Genomic DNA, 15,977 nt, shown 5'->3' with positions numbered 1-15,977 from the left:
AATATCATGAAGCGGATTATTACTTTCTTAAGCGGACTCTGTTCTTTTCTTCTCGTCTCTGCGGTCACGTTTGCCCAAGAGCATGGAGCTGAGGTGGCCTCTGCTGCGGCGGGTGACAGCCTGTGGGTCAAGCCGATGTTGGCGCTCGCCTCAGGTTTTGCAATTGGTATCGCTGCTTTCGGCGGTGCCTTAGGCCAGAGCCGAGCTGCTGCCGCTGCACTTGAAGGAATCGCACGAAACCCAGGTGCTGCCGCAAAGGTCCAAACCCCGATGATCATCGCATTGGCGCTCATCGAATCCCTCGTCATTTACGCACTGGTTATTGCGTTTTTGCTACAGGGGAAGATCTAAGGTCATGGTATAGAGCGAAAAGCCCCCTCGCCTTTCTGGCGTGGGGGCTTTTTTTTGTATTTTCCTCGCAACGTTATTTTGTCAAAGACGACGCTCCTGTTAGAATGGATGGGGGACAGCAGGATGCCGTGATTGGGATCGGTCGGTATGCTCGGGCACTTTCCGGGCTGCGCCTGATTACCCCTGCCGATGGGATGGAAAGACTTCCTGGAGAACTCAAGGCGAAGGTCCAACCTTGGGCTGATCGATTAGGGGATTCACGATTTGAAATAAAAGCGAGGTATCATTACCGTCGTCTCGTATCTGCAGCAAATCGTGCCGCTGCTCATCAGAAAAGATACCCGCTTCCCAGTGCAACTCTTTCGGCAGAGGAGTTACGGCGGTGGTACGATGACCTTGGAATTATTTCGTATGAAATGCGGCGAGCTTATGGAGCGATGAACCAGTCTGGGTGGCCTCAGCATCGATCGGCATTTGTCATTGGTCTCTTTTACTCTGGAGTGAACGATGCCTTTCAGAGGGCCATAAGAGTTTTTAGCTCACAAACAACAGGTAAGTTAACGATCGCCTTCCTTTTGTTTACCGGTCTTCTTTCTGTCTTTTCGGATTCAAAAAAAGGTATTTGAATTCGATCCCCCAATATACGATATACAGGAAACGTTTTGCGCCTGTAGCTCAGTGGATTAGAGCACTTGCCTACGAAGCAAGGGGTCGCAGGTTCGAATCCTGCCAGGCGCACATTATAATCCAAGTTGTTTGGCAATATCTGAGACGAGATCTGCCCCCTCGTCTTGAAAGCAAGAGGTCTGTTCTGATTCCTCAAAATTCGCTTTCGCATAGACCTTGTCACACGTTGTTCCATTGAAATCGAAGCTGCTTGTTTGAATGGAAGCAGACGCTGCTTTTGAAGGGGTTTTGCAATCCCACGCATAATCACCAAAATTTTTGCTGAGGGTTTCAACAGCTGTGGGCATACTGAAATTTTCGACGAGAGACGAAAAGATAGAACTGTTTGCTACGGTAAATGTTGGTGTTCCTTCAGAGGAGGAGATCGTAAAATGCTCAGTACGATCGGCCGTAAAAGAGCAGCCCTCAGCGACAGGTTTTGTCTCCAGACAAAAACAAGATACCGCGGGGGTCGGGGTTTTGCATGTGTCCTGTTGAGCTTGTGTTACCGGATTGCAACCACTGATGGGGCAATAAATTGTGCCTTCACCAGCGGCAATCAAACCGGGGAATTTAGGCAAATTTTGAAACGTAATGCCAGGGAAGTTTCCGGTTGCAGCAAATTTCCCTGATCCCTCTTCAGAGTTAAAAAGGGAGAGCATGCATGTTAAAAACTGATCCGTTCCCGAGAAATTACCATCAAAACATCCTGAAGCAAAATTGTTGGCCTTCTCATCAGGGCCGCCATCGTTGTCGTACTGAAATTGCATATGACCGGCGCCAAAAGTTCCATCAAATTTGATTTGATAAAGGGCATAAATAATATTCGCCAATGATTCCACTTTTGCGAAGACATTGGTTCCTTTTTGAGCCGGATCAATGAGGACTGTCCCGGTGACTTGTGTCCAATCATCCAGAGCCGGGTCGTCCAGATTATGCCTGTAGCGGTGGGTCAGGTTGAGTGAAACGGCTCCGGTGCTGAGATCAATCTGGAGAAAAAAAGCGTCTGTTTGTGTATCGTTCTGACATAGTTCTACTGCGAGTGTTCCAACCTTCGAAGTTGCGACCCCCTTTTTTATTCGGAATTTCATTTTGCCGTCATCGCCAATATATCCCTTGGTATTTAACGCCTCGCCTTTGAGTTCGAGTGTTACGTAAGTATATTCATCGAGCGACAGAAAAATTCCTGCGAGCGGCAGCAAGGCGGTGGCATTACTGATATAGCATTGAAATAAAGTAGCTTGCTGGCCAATTCTTTCGACCTCCTTGAGAAGCTGATGGGCCTGGCAGCCCATAAGGGATGAACTTCCGATCTCAGCAGGTTCAAATTCAAGTGTGCTTGTCGTTGTCGATGTCCCTATAAGGTTCATGAGGGAGATATCCGCCGGGACAAAATCGACATCGTCAAATTCAGAGGGATCCGATACGACTTCCGATGTTGTTGAGGTGCCAGATCCGCTATCACAAGAGAGCAGACAGGCTGTCAGGAGAACAACACCGAGCTTGAAACATTTGTGATGAGTCATCATGCAAGTTTATCCCCCAAGACTTAAGTTGATTTCTACAATTCCTGACGCCAGTTTTTTGGGTGTGATCGAATAACGGCCTTGAAAGGTTGTTCGGAGTGCCTCGATGAGGTTCTCCGAGGGACCTGAATAAAGGATCCTCAATGTGATGAGCTCCTTCGCCTCCGATCGGGTGGTGATCGAATCGACCCCCGAGATTTTCAGGATCTCGTTGCGGATTTCCTGGGACTCCGTATAGGAGCTGATCTTCACGAGGACGATCTGAATGCCGCTGGTTTGAGGCTCTGAGGTTTGGGCCAGACAGATTTGTTGTAAAGACAAGCAGAAAAACAGACCCAATACTTTGAGCATGGTTTTATTCATCCAGCTTTGTAAACCCCTCGATCCTTTCAATCTCCAGGACGGCATAATTTTTCTTTTCATCGACAATCCGGATTGTCCCCAACTTTGGATCAAACTGGGTCAGCTTCCCACGATAACAGATCCCGAAGGCGACGACTTCGATCGGATGTCCGACTGCCTTCTTTAACATTTCATGTGTGACTTCTTCAATTGGTTCCATTCATTTCACCTTAAACGCAGTGACTCCCTCCCAATCTTCCGGAGGATTCTTCTCATATTGCTGGCAACGTTCAACAAAAAGTTGTGAGGGGCCATCTTTCGGGTCAAGGAGCAGACATTTCTCGAAGAGTCCCCTCGCCTCCCGGAAGCTCCCACGCCGATAGAGATGGAGCGCCTCGGCAAAGATCGGGAGCATCTTTTCCTCTGCCGAGAGGGGATCGACGAGGAGCTCAAAGATTCGAACTGTCGCACGCTTTCCCTTCACCTGGACATCGTCAAGCTCACGAAAGAGGAAATGCTCTTTGACTTTTTCATAGGTCCACTGACTGATCAGGATATTTGTCGTGTAGTATTTGTTGAGCCCCTCAAGCCGCGAGGCCAAATTAACGGCATCACCGAGGACCGTATAATCAAATCGTCTCTCCGACCCCATATTTCCGACAGTCATCACCCCTGTATTGATCCCGATGCCGATCCGAAGCCTCGGGACATTGAACTCCTTTTCCCATTTTTCCTGGAAGGCCTTGACCAGTCTGATGGTTTCTACAGCGGACTCACAGGCGAGACGTGGATGTTCTGGTTCCGGGAGAGGGGCCCCAAAAACCGCCATGACGGCGTCTCCAATGTATTTATCAAGGAGCCCCTTGTGTTCGAGGATAATATTGGTGACCGGTGTCAGATAGCCATTCAAGAAACTGACAAGGGTTTCAGGGGGCGTTGTTTCTACCATCGATGAAAAATTTCGGATGTCACTAAAGAAGACGGTGAGTTCTTTTCTTTCTCCCCCCAATCGGAGCTTTTGAGGGTTGTCGGTCAGCTCCCGTATGACATCAGGCGAAAGATAGTGTTGGAATGTTTCACTGATAAATCTTTTTTCTTTTTCCTCTCCGAAATATCGATAGAGGGTTGTGCCGCCGTAAACCAGGAATCCAGAAAAGATGGGATAGATATTCTGCAAGACCCATTGAAACTTAATAAAGACGAAGTGGAGCAGGAAGGCTTGAAAGACGGTCACTCCAAGAAAAAATAGGAATCCAAACGCCGCATTCAATCTTGAGAGCGAGAACGCGAGACTGGTTCCAATCAAGAGGATCAGAAGGGCAGAGAAAATCTCTGTGATGAGGTCATGTCTTAAGAGGTCTCCCTTGATCATGTTATCCAGGACATTGGCAGCGAGATTTACTGACGCCATCGCAGGATCGACCGGGGTGGGGTGCTGGTCTTCCAGGCCGGCTGCCGTCGCGCCAACCAGGACGATCCGATCTTTGAGGACAGTTGTTTGATCCCCTTCCAGGACATCCACGGCGCTGATGCGTGTAAAGGAGCTTCCCCGACCTCGAAAATTGACAAGGAATTTGCCTTGGGAATCGAGCCGGAGCTGTTTCAGAAAATTCAACGGGTCGTTTTTGGCGATTGTTCCCAACGCGATCTGAAGGGGGAAGGAGGGGAAGACTTTTTCCCGATAAGCAATGAGAAGCGGAAGGGCACGGACGGTCCCATCGAGACCATGGACAATATTGAAAAAACCCTGTCGTTTCTCGCCCAAGAAGTGTGAGAATGGGGCATACATGTTTTGGATCCCGAGCGCCTCAAGACTTTTATCTGGATTATAGGCGACATCGAGGGCATCATTTTGGACATCTTCAAAATTTTGATTCAAAGTCTCTCGATCAAGCGCGCTCTCTTTTATCTCTTCAGGTGTCATGAGAAAGTAGTAGCCGGTGTAGATTTGAGGAGACTGACGCAGGGTGGTTGCCAGAAGGGTGTCTTGCTGGGCTCCTTGTTCACCGATTGAAGGATCGGAAAAAAAGATATCGGGGGCGACGACCTTCGCCCCTTGGGCCACTAATTCTTCGAACAAATCCGCAAAAATAGCCCGTGGCCAAGGCCAACGACCAATCTGGCCGATGCTTTTTTCATCGATCATCGTGATAACGACCTGATTTGAGATAGGGACAGGGCCTCGGAGTGTGAAGTGGATGTCGTAGAGTTTCCCTTCAAGGGTCTCAAAAAAAGGGGGTCTCAGAAAAGAGAGGAGGAGACCAAAAGCGGTGAGGACTAGAGGAAGAAGGATCGCTTTCTTCATGATGAGAGGGTGATCACCGCCCCTTCTTGTGCCAGAGAACAAGGTAATTTGGTGCCGGAATGGGTGATCAATGCTCGCGCCAGCTTCAATTTTTGTTTTAGGGTAGCATCGGAATGATTCGGATCATGATGAAAGAGACAAAGTTTTTTTGCCCCCCCATGAATCGCAAGTTGAATTGTATAAGAAATAGGACTGTGGCCCCATCCCAGACGTTTTTTGTATTCGTTTTCGAAATATTGGGCATCCATGATGAGGAGATCAGTGTGATCGATCCATCGGGCAATCTCCTCGTCTAAAGGAGCCCATTTCCCATGACGACAGGAAAGGGATGGTTCATGATCACTGATATAAACGACAGAATGTCCAGAGGGGGTTTGGATCTTGTATCCCAAATTGCCCCCCGGATGATTGACCCAACGGCAACTAATTCGAAAGGGGGGGATTCGAAAAGAGTGTGGTTTGATTTCGAGGACTTTTTTTCTGGATTGGAGTTTGGGGAAGGGGAAAAGATTTTTAAGGGACCGTTTTAATCCTGGGGGGCCATAGATCCTGATTGGTTGGCCGTTATTCAGGGCAGGGGTAAAGAACGGGATTCCACCAATATGATCCATATGGGTATGGCTGATGAGAATATTAACCGGTTTTTTCGAGTGTTTCGGAAGCGATTGTCCCAGGAGACGGATGCCGGTTCCCCCGTCGAGGATGAGTGAATGATCACCGTAAATAATTTCAAGACATGAGGTGTTTCCGCCGTAAAGAAGGGTTGACCTGCCGGGCGACGGAATCGAACCGCGCGTCCCCCAAAATCGGACCTGCAATTTTCCCCCACGTCGCTTCAAGCTATTGAATATTACTCCAGATTTGTCGTTGAGACCAGAATTTTTGCCGTCTTAAATTGACAAATTTACAGGGACGGGCTTAAGATAGCCCTGCTTGAAAGGGCTTATATGCTTTTTAACTTCGCGAATATATTGATGTTTCTGATTGTTGGGGCCGGGTTTGTCTTTGCCTCGCTCCTGATCGGTCGACTGCTTCGTCCGCAGGTGCCGTTTAAAGAAAAACTTATGACCTATGAATGTGGTGAGATCCCGACCGAAGGGGGACGGATTAATTTTAATATCCGTTTTTATATCCTCGCCCTCCTCTTTATCATTTTTGATGTTGAGATTGCACTGATGCTTCCGGTCGGAACTGTCTTCAAGGCCTGGATTGGAGAGGGGAAGGGGATGTTGGCGTTTGTCGAGATCGCGATTTTTGTTTTCATCTTGCTTTTGGGCCTCGTCTATGTCTGGAAAAAGGGGGATCTCGAGTGGATGAAGAAGGTGGCGATTGAGCCCGAAGGACAAGGAGAGTCGATTGTTCCGAAGGCGAGTTATGTGCCTTAAGGGGTTGAGATGCTGACATTAAAAAACAAGATTCCGGAGAATGTGATTACGGCCGGTGTGGATAGCCTGCTGAATTGGGGACGGCTTTCATCGCTTTGGTATATGCTCTTCGGGTTGGCTTGTTGTGCGATTGAAATGATGCAGACCGGCGGGCCCAGAACCGACCTGGATCGTTTCGGCGCTGTCCCTCGCGCCTCACCTCGTCAGTCAGATCTGATGATTGTCGCCGGGACATTGACCTACAAGATGGCGCTTCGGACGAAGATTCTTTACGACCAGATGCCGGAGCCAAAGTATGTTCTTTCGATGGGAAGTTGCGCGAATTGCGGAGGGCTTTTTCAGCCAGCCTATTCCGTCGTGAAAGGGGTCGACAAGATCATTCCTGTCGATGTCTATGTCCCTGGTTGCCCGCCGCGCCCGGAGGCATTGACCGAGGGACTTTTGAAGATTCAGGAAAAAATGAAACGGGAAAAATTCTTATTGCGCAACCGAGAGAAAACCCAAATGGTTGCCTGATTCGCTTTCAAGGAAAAAACCATGACACCCGAAGAGATCTACAGAGAGTTAATAAAACATTCCCAAATCGAATGGGTAGAGGGGGCGAAACTTCCTGTCACTTCGGCGACGAGTGGAGATCCTTTTCTTGTTGTCCCCGCTGCGAAGATTTTGGAGATTGCCAAGGTTTTGAAGACACGGGAAGAGTTCTCTTTTGATTGTCTTTCCAGTCTTACCGCTGTTGATCGTTTTGCGAATCAGCGTTTCGAGGTGGTCTATCATCTGTTTTCCTACAAACATCGGCACAACGTTACCCTGAAGATCTATCTGGAGAGAGGGGACACCGCACATCTTTCTACAGTTGAGTCGCTTTGGGGTTGCGCGAATTGGTTCGAGCGAGAGGTCTACGACCTGTTTGGGATCAAGTTTGATCAGCACAGTGATTTGAGACGGATCATGCTCCCGGATGATTGGGTGGGGCATCCACTGCGTAAGGATTATAAGGAGCAAGAGGATTATCATGGGATCGCGACAACGCGACCACCGTTGATACAATAGTATGGGCGAACTTCGCACACAAGAAATGCTTTTGAATATGGGCCCTCAGCATCCGAGCACCCATGGCGTCATCCGCTTCGTCGTGAAGACTGATGGTGAGGTGATGACGACGGCGGTCCCGGATGTCGGCTATCTCCATCGTTCGATCGAAAAGATTGCGGAGAAGGCGACCTATCATGGCTTCATGCCGTGGACCGATCGGGTCGATTATCTCGCGGCGATGAACTGCAACTACACCTATGCGCTGGCGGTTGAGAGATTGGCGGGGATCGAGACAAGTCGCCGTGCCGAATTCTTGCGTGTCATTTCCATGGAACTGAATCGAATCATTTCACATCTGCTCGCTGTCGGCGCCCTCGGGATGGATGTGGGGGCCTATACGCCGTTCGTTCATGGGCTTCGCGAGCGAGAGAAGGTGAATGACCTGATCGAAGAGCTTTGCGGTCAGAGGCTTACCTATAACTATGCCCGTGTGGGTGGAGTTATCTACGATATGCCGCCGGGATGGGATAAAAAGGTCCTTTCATTTATCAACCAGTTCGAACCTCTCCTCGAGGAGTTCAATCGTTTGCTGACCGATAACAAGATCCTGATCCATCGGCTTCGCGGGATTGGTGTGATTACGAAAGAGGATGCGATTAACTATAACCTCGTGGGGCCCAACCTCCGCGGCTCCGGAGTGAAATGGGACCTTCGGAAGGATATTCCCTATTCGGTTTATCCGGAGTTTGATTTTGAGATCCCGGTTGGGACCGGTGAAGGTGGTGCGTTGGGTGATTGTTACGATCGCTACATGGTTCGAATCAAGGAGATGAGGGAGTCTTGCAAGATCCTCCGACAATGTTTTGAAAAAATCCCTGCGGAGGGGGAGGCTCAGGTGAAGGTCCCCAAGAAGGTTCGTCCCCCTGCCGGTGAGGTTTATGTCCGGACAGAAAGTACACGGGGAGATCTCGGTTGTTATCTCGTCAGCGATGGAAGTGACAAGCCGTATCGGGTCAAATTCAGGGCTGGCTCCTTTACGGCGATGAGTATCGTCGAGAAGATCAGTCGAGGGATGATGATTGCTGATTTGGTGGCGTTTATTGCGAGTTTGGATGTTGTGGCACCGGAGATAGATAGGTAAATCCCCCCAACCCCCCTTTTTCAAAGTGGGGTAAGAGGAGATTTTAAAATTATGCAACAATTTGCCAATTGGCTCCTCACGAAAATTCCGTATCCAGCATTCTTGCCCACGGAATACCTTTATATCGGGGTTCAGTTGATATTTGCCCTCCTGATGCTGATGCTCTTTGTGGCCCCGTTTGCCGGCATCATCTCTTGGGTAGAGCGACGGGTGGCTGCCCGAATGATGGATCGAGTCGGACCGAACAGGGTAGGACCCCAGGGTTTTCTACAGTGGCTTGCCGATGGGATCAAATCACTTCTGAAGGAGGATATTATTCCGACGAACGCCGATCCGATTCTCTTTCGTTTGGCGCCGTATCTCGTTTTCATCGGGATGTTTGTTGCTTTCGTGGTTGTTCCTTTTTCGAGCAAGTTGATCATTGCCGATCTGAATATCGGTATTTTTTATCTCATTGCGGTCACATCAATCGTAACGGTCGGGATCATGATGAGTGGTTGGGCCTCGAATAACAAATATTCCCTGTTGGGAGGCATGCGGTCGGCGGCCCAGATTGTCTCCTATGAGATTCCGACAGGGCTTGCGATCCTCGTGATTGTCCTCTTGTCAGGGAGTCTTTCCATGCAGGAGATCATTGCGGCACAGGGGGCGTATCCCTGGGAGTGGTTCCTCTTTTCAAACCCATTTACGGCGATGACCTTTTTCATCCTCTTTATCTCGGCCCTGGCCGAAGGAAATCGTGCCCCTTTTGATATCCCGGAGGCGGAGAGCGAGCTCGTTTCCGGTTATTCGACAGAGTATAGCGGGATGCGATTCGTTTTCTTTTATTTTGAGGAGTGGGCCAATATTTATCTGATTGCCGCTGTCGGGACGGCGCTCTTCCTCGGCGGGTGGCAGATTCCACCGGCAGTTCGTCAATGGGGGGCTGCGACTCATTTTATCCTTCCCCATCTCCTGGAGTTCTTGACCTTCTTCATCAAAGCGATCGCGATTGTCTTTGTTGTCATCTGGATCCGGTGGACACTCCCGCGTGTGAGGGTCGATCAACTCATGATTCTCTGTTGGAAATATCTTTTGCCATTTGGTTTTGCCTGTGCGTTAGGGACCGCCTTATGGATGGTCTTGTTTCCAAAAGGAGTCCCTTTGGTGAGTTACACCCTTTTCGGTGGGGCCGTGGTGACAGGGGGTTATTTTTTCTATCGGGTGTGGTATCAATTGAAGGCGGCAAACGTGAGGGTGCATCTGAATCCGTTTGTATAATATGGATACATTTGTTTCCTACTTCAAAAACATCTCTCACGCTACCTCGACAATTTTCGAGGGGATGGCGGTGACCTTTTCCCATCTCTTCAGGAGACCGGTCACGATCCAGTATCCCGATCGGATTCCAAAGAAATTGTCCGAAACACTTCCGGAAAGATTTCGCGGTTTCTTGAAAGTCGACATGGAGATCTGCACCGCCTGTCTCGCCTGCATGAATGACTGTCCGATTGACTGCATCAAGATCGTGACCGAGAAGGACGAGGCCTCGAAGGAGAGGCTTCTGACACAGTTTGATATCGATATGGCGAAGTGTATGTATTGTGGGCTTTGCACAGAACCTTGCCCGACCGGCGCGATTCATTTTACGCGTCAGTTTGAGCGAGCGACGGAGACGTTGGCCGATCTGGTTTATAAATTTGTCCCCGGTGGTCAGAGGATCATGCCGTACAAGGCGCCTAAAAAGGAAAAAGAGGATGTTGCCGCTGCCTGAAATTAAAGATCTCGTTTTCTTAGGCATAGCAGGATTCACGCTTGTCTCAGCGGCGATTGTCTCGTTTTCACGAAGTATTGTTTATTCCGGTTTTGCCCTGCTGGGGAGCTTTGCAGGTGCGGTAGGACTCTTCGTCCTGCTCTCCTCTGATTTCGTCGCAGCAACACAGCTGCTCATTTATGTTGGCGGGATCCTTGTCCTGATCCTCTTCGCGATCATGCTGACCTCGAAGATCGGAGATGTGAAGTTGACGAATCTTTCGGTGAATCGGAAGATCGGCATTCCGATCATAACTCTTTTTACCCTCTTCCTCCTCTCTACCCTTGCGAAGGGGACCTGGCTTGTTGTGGAAAAAGAAGAGTATCGCTCGATGGTAAAGCCGATTGGCGATGCCTTGCTCTCCAAGTATCTCCTGCCGTTTGAGGTTGTTTCGATCGTTCTCCTCGGTGCACTTGTGGGGGCGATTGTGTTGATCAAGAGGGAGGTAAAATAATGGTCTCCCTTCAATCCTATCTCATCGTCACCGCGATCCTCTTCTCGCTCGGCCTCTACAATATCTTCACCCGAAACAACTCGATCGGGATCCTGATGGGGGTTGAGCTGATCCTGAACGCCGCCTCGATCAACATGGTCGCCTTCGCGCATTTCAATGGGAATGACATCGCCGGAAACATCTTCTCCCTCTTTCTGATTGTCCTTGCTGCCTCCGAAGCAGCGGTGGCGCTTGCCATCGTCGTCTCGATCTATCGGCAGTTCCATACGATTGAGGCGAGTGAGGCGACGACGTTGAAGGGATAGGAAGCCTCTGCAAAAGTCCATTTGCTTCGTTGCCTTCGTTGGCACTCCTTGCGACGTACTTGCTAGCAACTTCTTTCGAAGAGTACCGAGTCAGACGACGTTATGCTCAACAGGATAAGACTGAATTTCCCGACAGCTTTTGGTCTTGGACTCGGGGGTATTGCGAGTCTGTTTTTGATCGATCATTTTTCAGGACCTCCAGCACCTGAATTGCAATCGACCACGGAACCGATCGGTCAAATGTATCGGAAACTTCGAGTGGACTATCTGGAAGGTTCCATGGAGGTCAGTTCCCAACCGACCCCTGTGGAATATGAAGATGGAAGGCGTGTCGATTTTTATAGCCTCGAGGTCCCCGATGTTGTCTTGAAGAAGGATAGCCCCGGTCACTATACCCGTATTCCTGTAAAGCGTCTGCTCCAGTTTCAATATTATCCTCAGAATGATGAAGAAGGGCGCTTTGCGGCTGTTCTTTGGGATGAAAAGGGTCAGATGGCGCGTCGCTGGTTCCCGAATCAGATTGATTGTCGGATTCCCGATTCGAATGATCTTTTGTTGCATGCGGCACTGACAACCTATCGGGTTTGCCCATGAAAGACGTACACCATGGGGGTACAGAAAATAGACTTCAATAAGATATTCCTCACAACAGATATATTTATTCATCGATTTAAATCTCGATTCAGTTTTTTGAGGTAGACAATATGAGGGTGAGCTACCAAAAACTTTCTGGGCTTGTTGTGGGTCTCGCATCCTGTCTTGCTTCAGGGGGTGTCGATTTCCAAGAGGCAGATCAGCCCTTGCCTGATGCCGGTTCTCCTAAGCCTCCAACCGATGACGACAAGGTTTCGATTGATACCGATCCTGATCGGGGAAAAACGAGAGGGTTGGGAGAGGCGATTCGTATCCCGGGGCCCTCTGTTGACTCGTTTGTTGCTTATCCATCAACCGCTCAAGGGACTGTCGCAGCCCTGGCGACGTATCCTCCATGGAACGCGAATCTGCCACCAACCGAACCGCTTCGTTATCTCTTTCTGGCCTATGAAAATCCCTCCACCATCTATCGTTTGAGTTTCAATCCGGACGGGACGCCCGAGATGGTGGATGGGGAACCGAATTGGAATCCCTTGTTAGTGGCAGCCGAGATGCAGCCGGTTAATTTAATGAACTGGGGCACCACTCTTTTGGTTGGCCAAACGAATGGCCTGCTCGCCTTGAATCATGAAACAGGGGAGATTCAGGAACAGGTGACCCTGAATGGACTTCCTCCGCTTGAGGATCTCGATGGGAATCTGGTTTATTTTGATCGCAGCCGACTCTCTGGTGCTGATGCGGCTCCCCTAAATGGAAACATCTGTATCACAACGACAGGGAGGGATGTTTCGGGGACGGAACATCCCTATCTTCTTTTTGTTTTTTGCACCGTTCCTGGAATCGATTTTCAATGTTATCCTTCCGAAAACTATGTGGCGGTGAAGGCGGATGGGATTGGTACTCTCGCACTCGCCTCCAATATGGGTGGTAACTGCCTTGGTGTGACGACCAACGATGGAACGGCAAGGGGGGCGGGTGAACAATCGGTCCTGAATCTCCTCGTCTCCTCCCCGGAATCTTCGACCAGGTTTCGGATGTTATCGGCCAGTCTGGCGGTCTTTTCGGGTGAGATGTCTGTGCCGATCGTTGCCGATGCGATTCCCCATGTCGAGGTCCCGCGATCAAGACATCTGGTGATTCCATTTCATCAGTCAGACGATGGTTTTTTGCCGCGTGGAATCCTGCGTTGGCCCTATGATGAGGCGATGGATGCGTGGAGGGACACCCCCGAAGAGACGCTTACGAGGGTTAGGGGGGACTACAACCCACTCTCACCCGGTTTTAACCCCGAGGGGAGGATCATCAACTCAGCCCTCGTTTTTTCGAATGACGCTGTCTCCATGACGGTCCTGGCAGGAGACGATGAGAACGGGGTTCTCTATTTTGTCCCGAATGAGCCGTTGGATCTCTGGCCGCTCGGAGACCTCCCTGAGGTCTGGACGACGATGTCGACAAGCGCCTCCAGCATGCTCGTTTCCGACGGTTTTGGCCGTGCCTACGACATCACCTCTTATGGAGAGAGGGCCTTTGTCGCGACCGATGATGAGATCAAGGTCGCCTCTCTTTCAGAGATTTTACCTGAGTAGCCGATCATCCGGGAATGATTCAAACCAGCTTTGTCTTAAGACCGGAGTGGGAGGCTGCTTCCAGCTGTTTTTTATCTGAGGAGATAAACGTATCCGCCTTCCACCCCAAGGCGCTCCCGATATGAAGGGCATCCAAGGCTCGAACGGAATTGTCTTCCAGAAGGGTGATGGCATGTCCCACCACCTGCGGAGTTACATTAACGATGTCAGCATCCTGGGTATCCGCCAGCAGGGCCTGTTTAGCCAAGGCATATTGCTCTCGATTGAGAATCGACTCGCGGAGTTTTCTGGACAAAGCGGAGATGACTTCCGGAAGAGAAAGCACCGAAAGACCCAGCGCTGTCGCCTTCTTTAAAATTTCATCAACCTCATCGCTCCCCTCCTCCCGGATGTATCTCTTGGCGAAGCTGGAGGAATCAAAGAAAACCTTCACCGGCCCCGCTCCCTTTCCTCCAAAATAGCCCGGCTCAAGGAAGCCCCCTTGACGGTCAGTTTCAGGCCACTTTTTTTCCATGAAGGAGCCCGTTTTTCGTCCGATGGGGGAACGATTTCCGCAATGGCCCGTCCGTGGCGGTACACCCGGATCGTTTGTCCTTCTTCCACTTCGTCAAAAAACTCAGAGGCACTTTTTCTGAAATCGGTGAAGGCCACTTTTTTCACGGAGGTCTCCTTTATGCTCCTTAATGTACATCTATGTGCATTTTATGTCAAATAGAATCTTGTCAGTAAAGTGGTAGCAACTTAAACCCCTGATAAGCCGAAAATATTGGCAAGATGGCACCCCCTGTTTCGAGAGACCGGTTAGAGCTTCCGAATGATCCTGTTTTGATATGGAATTTGGGACAGCTTGGAATTTATCTAGCTCAGGAGGAGGGTGATCCAGGCAAAAGAGTCCTTTACCGTGAGGCATCTGAAAGAATTGGGGTTCCTTTCGAATTTTTTCAGAGGTTTGCAAGGCTTGCTTCTCCTTCTTCTAATCCACTTTTTAGAAAGGATTCTGCCAGAACTCTCTTGGAGCGTAAAAAAACTCTTGATCGAGGTTCTTCCGTTTCTACGACAGGGAATCCGGCGGCTGATGCGTTACGAAAGTTTCTTGATCGTGCCTTTGAGCAAAGTCTAGAACCTCTCTTGTCTGAAGATACTGAAATAAATTCAGACGAAGCGTTGGTGTTACGCGCCGTTCTTGAGGCGTTGGATCATTGGTCTCCGGATCGCGACCCTCTTCCTACAACTCCATCACCCACTTTATTGTATCCGGATCGGACCAAAGCAGTGATCTCAGAGGTCATGACAAACAACTGCTGGCTCTCTGAAGAGGCGCTCCGCGTTGGTTTTCTCGGAGCGATCAATGGTTGGCGGAATCATCATCTGCATGATGAAATAACAGAAGAAGGGCGCGTACAAAGCTCAACAATGGCGGTCGAATCTCCGTGCGATTACCTTCCATCTCTTCACTATGTCATGAAGGGACTCTTTTATCGCCTGGATCAAGTGCCGGATACCGTTCAGCGAGCGGCGCAATCCGCAGTGATGATTCAAACAGAAAGAGGGTGGGGAAGTGGTGTTGTGGTGGACCGAAACTATATTCTGACAAATCGTCATGAGCTTTCAAGATTGTTTGCGTCCCACGATCCTCAGAGATTTCCTTTTCCGAGAACTCAGGTAACGATAAGGTTTCGTAATCAAGGAAGAGATCAAGAATTAAGGGGAAGTTTTGAGGTGATCTCTTTCCCCCCCTTTTCAGACGAAATTGAATCGCGCCTCTTTTTGAACCTTAAATCTGCTGATCTTGTCCTGCTTTATGTCCCTTCCTTGCCAGAAACGGTTCCACCTATTTCATTTGCGGCCAATTTTCTTGGAGAAGAGCATGGAATATCCACTCTAGATACTGTTGAGAGCAATACCCCTGTCAAGATTAGGTTAATGAATGAGCATCTGATAGGTACTGGCTATGTTATTCCCTTTAGCACCACTTTTCGCGTGTATCGCCCAGGTCCATTGTTTGTCATTGGCTATCCTGCTCAAGAAGAGGGGTCCGATCTACTTGCCTCGACGGGCCGAGTTTATGGGAACCGGTTTATGACGAATGCCGAAGGTCTCTTACGAACAACCGCTGTAGCCCTCCCAGGGAACAGTGGTGGTCCTGTTGTCGATCTCAATGGAAATCTGGTTGGTATTCTGACGGCAGCTGATTCTTATCGAAAATATGAAGCAAGTGAGCCTACTCAACAAGGGATTCTCGATGCCCCTATTGCGGGGAGTAAAATATATGCAATTGATCTGATTGGGGGGGCGGTTCGATGGCTGATTAAAGCCCACCGAACTAAGAAGTGGCCCAAGGTTCCGGAATATACCTGTAAAGACTCCTACAAAAATAAACAGGGCCACAAAAAACTACCCATCTGCGCTGTTGATCCATGATACACCGAATTCCTATCGTTATTGATTCACAAGAAGTTTCCAAGGCTTCAATCTCCTTGACCTGATGCGTCTCT

At 49.5% G+C, this 15,977-nt stretch carries 20 protein-coding genes and 1 tRNA gene; 14 read left to right on the top strand and 7 right to left on the bottom strand.

The window, feature by feature from the left end; all coding sequences use genetic code 11:
• Positions 1-6: 6 nt before the first annotated feature.
• From HYT76_00200 to HYT76_00190, 3 genes are all read left to right on the top strand, one after another.
• On the top strand, positions 7-351 hold the full coding sequence (locus HYT76_00200) for an ATP synthase F0 subunit C (protein MBI2081966.1): 345 nt from the start codon (positions 7-9) through the stop codon (positions 349-351).
• 104 nt (positions 352-455) lie between these two features.
• Complete coding sequence (locus tag HYT76_00195; GenBank protein MBI2081965.1) at positions 456-977, top strand: hypothetical protein; 522 nt, start codon at positions 456-458, stop codon at positions 975-977.
• 38 nt (positions 978-1,015) lie between these two features.
• Positions 1,016-1,089 (top strand) — tRNA-Arg (locus HYT76_00190).
• A gap of 2 nt (positions 1,090-1,091) precedes the next feature.
• Here the strand turns inward: HYT76_00190 and HYT76_00185 are convergent.
• The 5 genes from HYT76_00185 to HYT76_00165 are packed head-to-tail and all read right to left on the bottom strand — an operon-like array spanning position 1,092 to position 6,008.
• Positions 1,092-2,546, bottom strand: a complete 1,455-nt coding sequence (locus tag HYT76_00185) for a hypothetical protein (GenBank protein ID MBI2081964.1) — start codon at positions 2,544-2,546, stop codon at positions 1,092-1,094.
• 6 nt (positions 2,547-2,552) lie between these two features.
• Entirely contained in the window at positions 2,553-2,906 is a 354-nt protein-coding gene (locus HYT76_00180) for a hypothetical protein (GenBank protein ID MBI2081963.1), read from the bottom strand.
• On the bottom strand, positions 2,899-3,105 hold the full coding sequence (locus HYT76_00175) for a hypothetical protein (protein MBI2081962.1): 207 nt from the start codon (positions 3,103-3,105) through the stop codon (positions 2,899-2,901). Before HYT76_00175 ends, HYT76_00180 begins: the two co-directional genes overlap by 8 nt.
• Positions 3,106-5,190, bottom strand: coding sequence for an adenylate/guanylate cyclase domain-containing protein (locus HYT76_00170; protein ID MBI2081961.1), 2,085 nt, complete (start codon positions 5,188-5,190; stop codon positions 3,106-3,108).
• On the bottom strand, positions 5,187-6,008 hold the full coding sequence (locus HYT76_00165) for an MBL fold metallo-hydrolase (GenBank protein ID MBI2081960.1): 822 nt from the start codon (positions 6,006-6,008) through the stop codon (positions 5,187-5,189). The genes HYT76_00170 and HYT76_00165 overlap by 4 nt, the downstream gene beginning before the upstream one ends.
• Positions 6,009-6,137: 129 nt before the next feature.
• On the opposite strand from HYT76_00165, the gene HYT76_00160 reads away from it, so the two are divergent.
• The 10 genes from HYT76_00160 (at position 6,138) to HYT76_00115 (ending at position 13,482) form a co-directional block, all read left to right on the top strand.
• Positions 6,138-6,575: an NADH-quinone oxidoreductase subunit A gene (locus HYT76_00160; protein ID MBI2081959.1), complete on the top strand. Its 438-nt coding sequence runs from the start codon at positions 6,138-6,140 to the stop codon at positions 6,573-6,575.
• 9 nt (positions 6,576-6,584) lie between these two features.
• Positions 6,585-7,091 carry an NADH-quinone oxidoreductase subunit B gene (locus HYT76_00155; protein MBI2081958.1) on the top strand — a complete coding sequence of 169 codons (507 nt, stop codon included), beginning with the start codon at positions 6,585-6,587 and terminating at the stop codon, positions 7,089-7,091.
• Positions 7,092-7,112: 21 nt separating this feature from the next.
• Positions 7,113-7,628, top strand: a complete 516-nt coding sequence (locus tag HYT76_00150) for an NADH-quinone oxidoreductase subunit C (protein MBI2081957.1) — start codon at positions 7,113-7,115, stop codon at positions 7,626-7,628.
• 1 nt (position 7,629) lies between these two features.
• On the top strand, positions 7,630-8,751 hold the full coding sequence (locus HYT76_00145; GenBank protein MBI2081956.1) for an NADH-quinone oxidoreductase subunit D: 1,122 nt from the start codon (positions 7,630-7,632) through the stop codon (positions 8,749-8,751).
• A gap of 51 nt (positions 8,752-8,802) precedes the next feature.
• Positions 8,803-10,011, top strand: a complete 1,209-nt coding sequence (gene nuoH / locus HYT76_00140; GenBank protein ID MBI2081955.1) for an NADH-quinone oxidoreductase subunit NuoH — start codon at positions 8,803-8,805, stop codon at positions 10,009-10,011.
• A 1-nt stretch (position 10,012) separates the two neighbouring features.
• Positions 10,013-10,504, top strand: a complete 492-nt coding sequence (locus HYT76_00135) for an NADH-quinone oxidoreductase subunit I (GenBank protein MBI2081954.1) — start codon at positions 10,013-10,015, stop codon at positions 10,502-10,504.
• Positions 10,488-10,997 (top strand): NADH-quinone oxidoreductase subunit J, encoded by a 510-nt coding sequence (locus tag HYT76_00130; GenBank protein ID MBI2081953.1) that lies wholly within the window; start codon positions 10,488-10,490, stop codon positions 10,995-10,997. Before HYT76_00135 ends, HYT76_00130 begins: the two co-directional genes overlap by 17 nt.
• Positions 10,997-11,302, top strand: a complete 306-nt coding sequence (gene nuoK, locus HYT76_00125) for an NADH-quinone oxidoreductase subunit NuoK (protein ID MBI2081952.1) — start codon at positions 10,997-10,999, stop codon at positions 11,300-11,302. The genes HYT76_00130 and nuoK overlap by 1 nt, the downstream gene beginning before the upstream one ends.
• 102 nt (positions 11,303-11,404) lie before the next feature.
• Positions 11,405-11,896: a hypothetical protein gene (locus tag HYT76_00120; GenBank protein ID MBI2081951.1), complete on the top strand. Its 492-nt coding sequence runs from the start codon at positions 11,405-11,407 to the stop codon at positions 11,894-11,896.
• A 110-nt stretch (positions 11,897-12,006) separates the two neighbouring features.
• Positions 12,007-13,482, top strand: coding sequence for a hypothetical protein (locus HYT76_00115; GenBank protein ID MBI2081950.1), 1,476 nt, complete (start codon positions 12,007-12,009; stop codon positions 13,480-13,482).
• 19 nt (positions 13,483-13,501) lie between these two features.
• On the opposite strand, the gene HYT76_00110 is transcribed toward HYT76_00115, so the two are convergent.
• Both HYT76_00110 and HYT76_00105 read right to left on the bottom strand, forming a co-directional pair.
• Positions 13,502-13,915 carry a type II toxin-antitoxin system VapC family toxin gene (locus HYT76_00110; protein MBI2081949.1) on the bottom strand — a complete coding sequence of 138 codons (414 nt, stop codon included), beginning with the start codon at positions 13,913-13,915 and terminating at the stop codon, positions 13,502-13,504.
• A complete protein-coding gene (locus HYT76_00105) occupies positions 13,912-14,142 on the bottom strand; it encodes a type II toxin-antitoxin system Phd/YefM family antitoxin (GenBank protein ID MBI2081948.1) in 231 nt (76 codons plus the stop codon). The genes HYT76_00110 and HYT76_00105 overlap by 4 nt, the downstream gene beginning before the upstream one ends.
• Before the next feature lie 114 nt (positions 14,143-14,256).
• Here HYT76_00105 and HYT76_00100 point away from each other — a divergent pair, with 114 nt between their 5' ends.
• Positions 14,257-15,903 (top strand): trypsin-like peptidase domain-containing protein, encoded by a 1,647-nt coding sequence (locus tag HYT76_00100; GenBank protein MBI2081947.1) that lies wholly within the window; start codon positions 14,257-14,259, stop codon positions 15,901-15,903.
• The last annotated feature ends 74 nt before the right edge of the window (positions 15,904-15,977 follow it).

Source organism: Deltaproteobacteria bacterium, from assembly GCA_016180845.1.
GTDB lineage: Bacteria > UBA10199 > UBA10199 > JACPAL01 > JACPAL01 > JACPAK01.
Note: the sequence above shows the minus strand (reverse complement) of the source record. Positions and strands in the feature narration are given on the sequence as shown.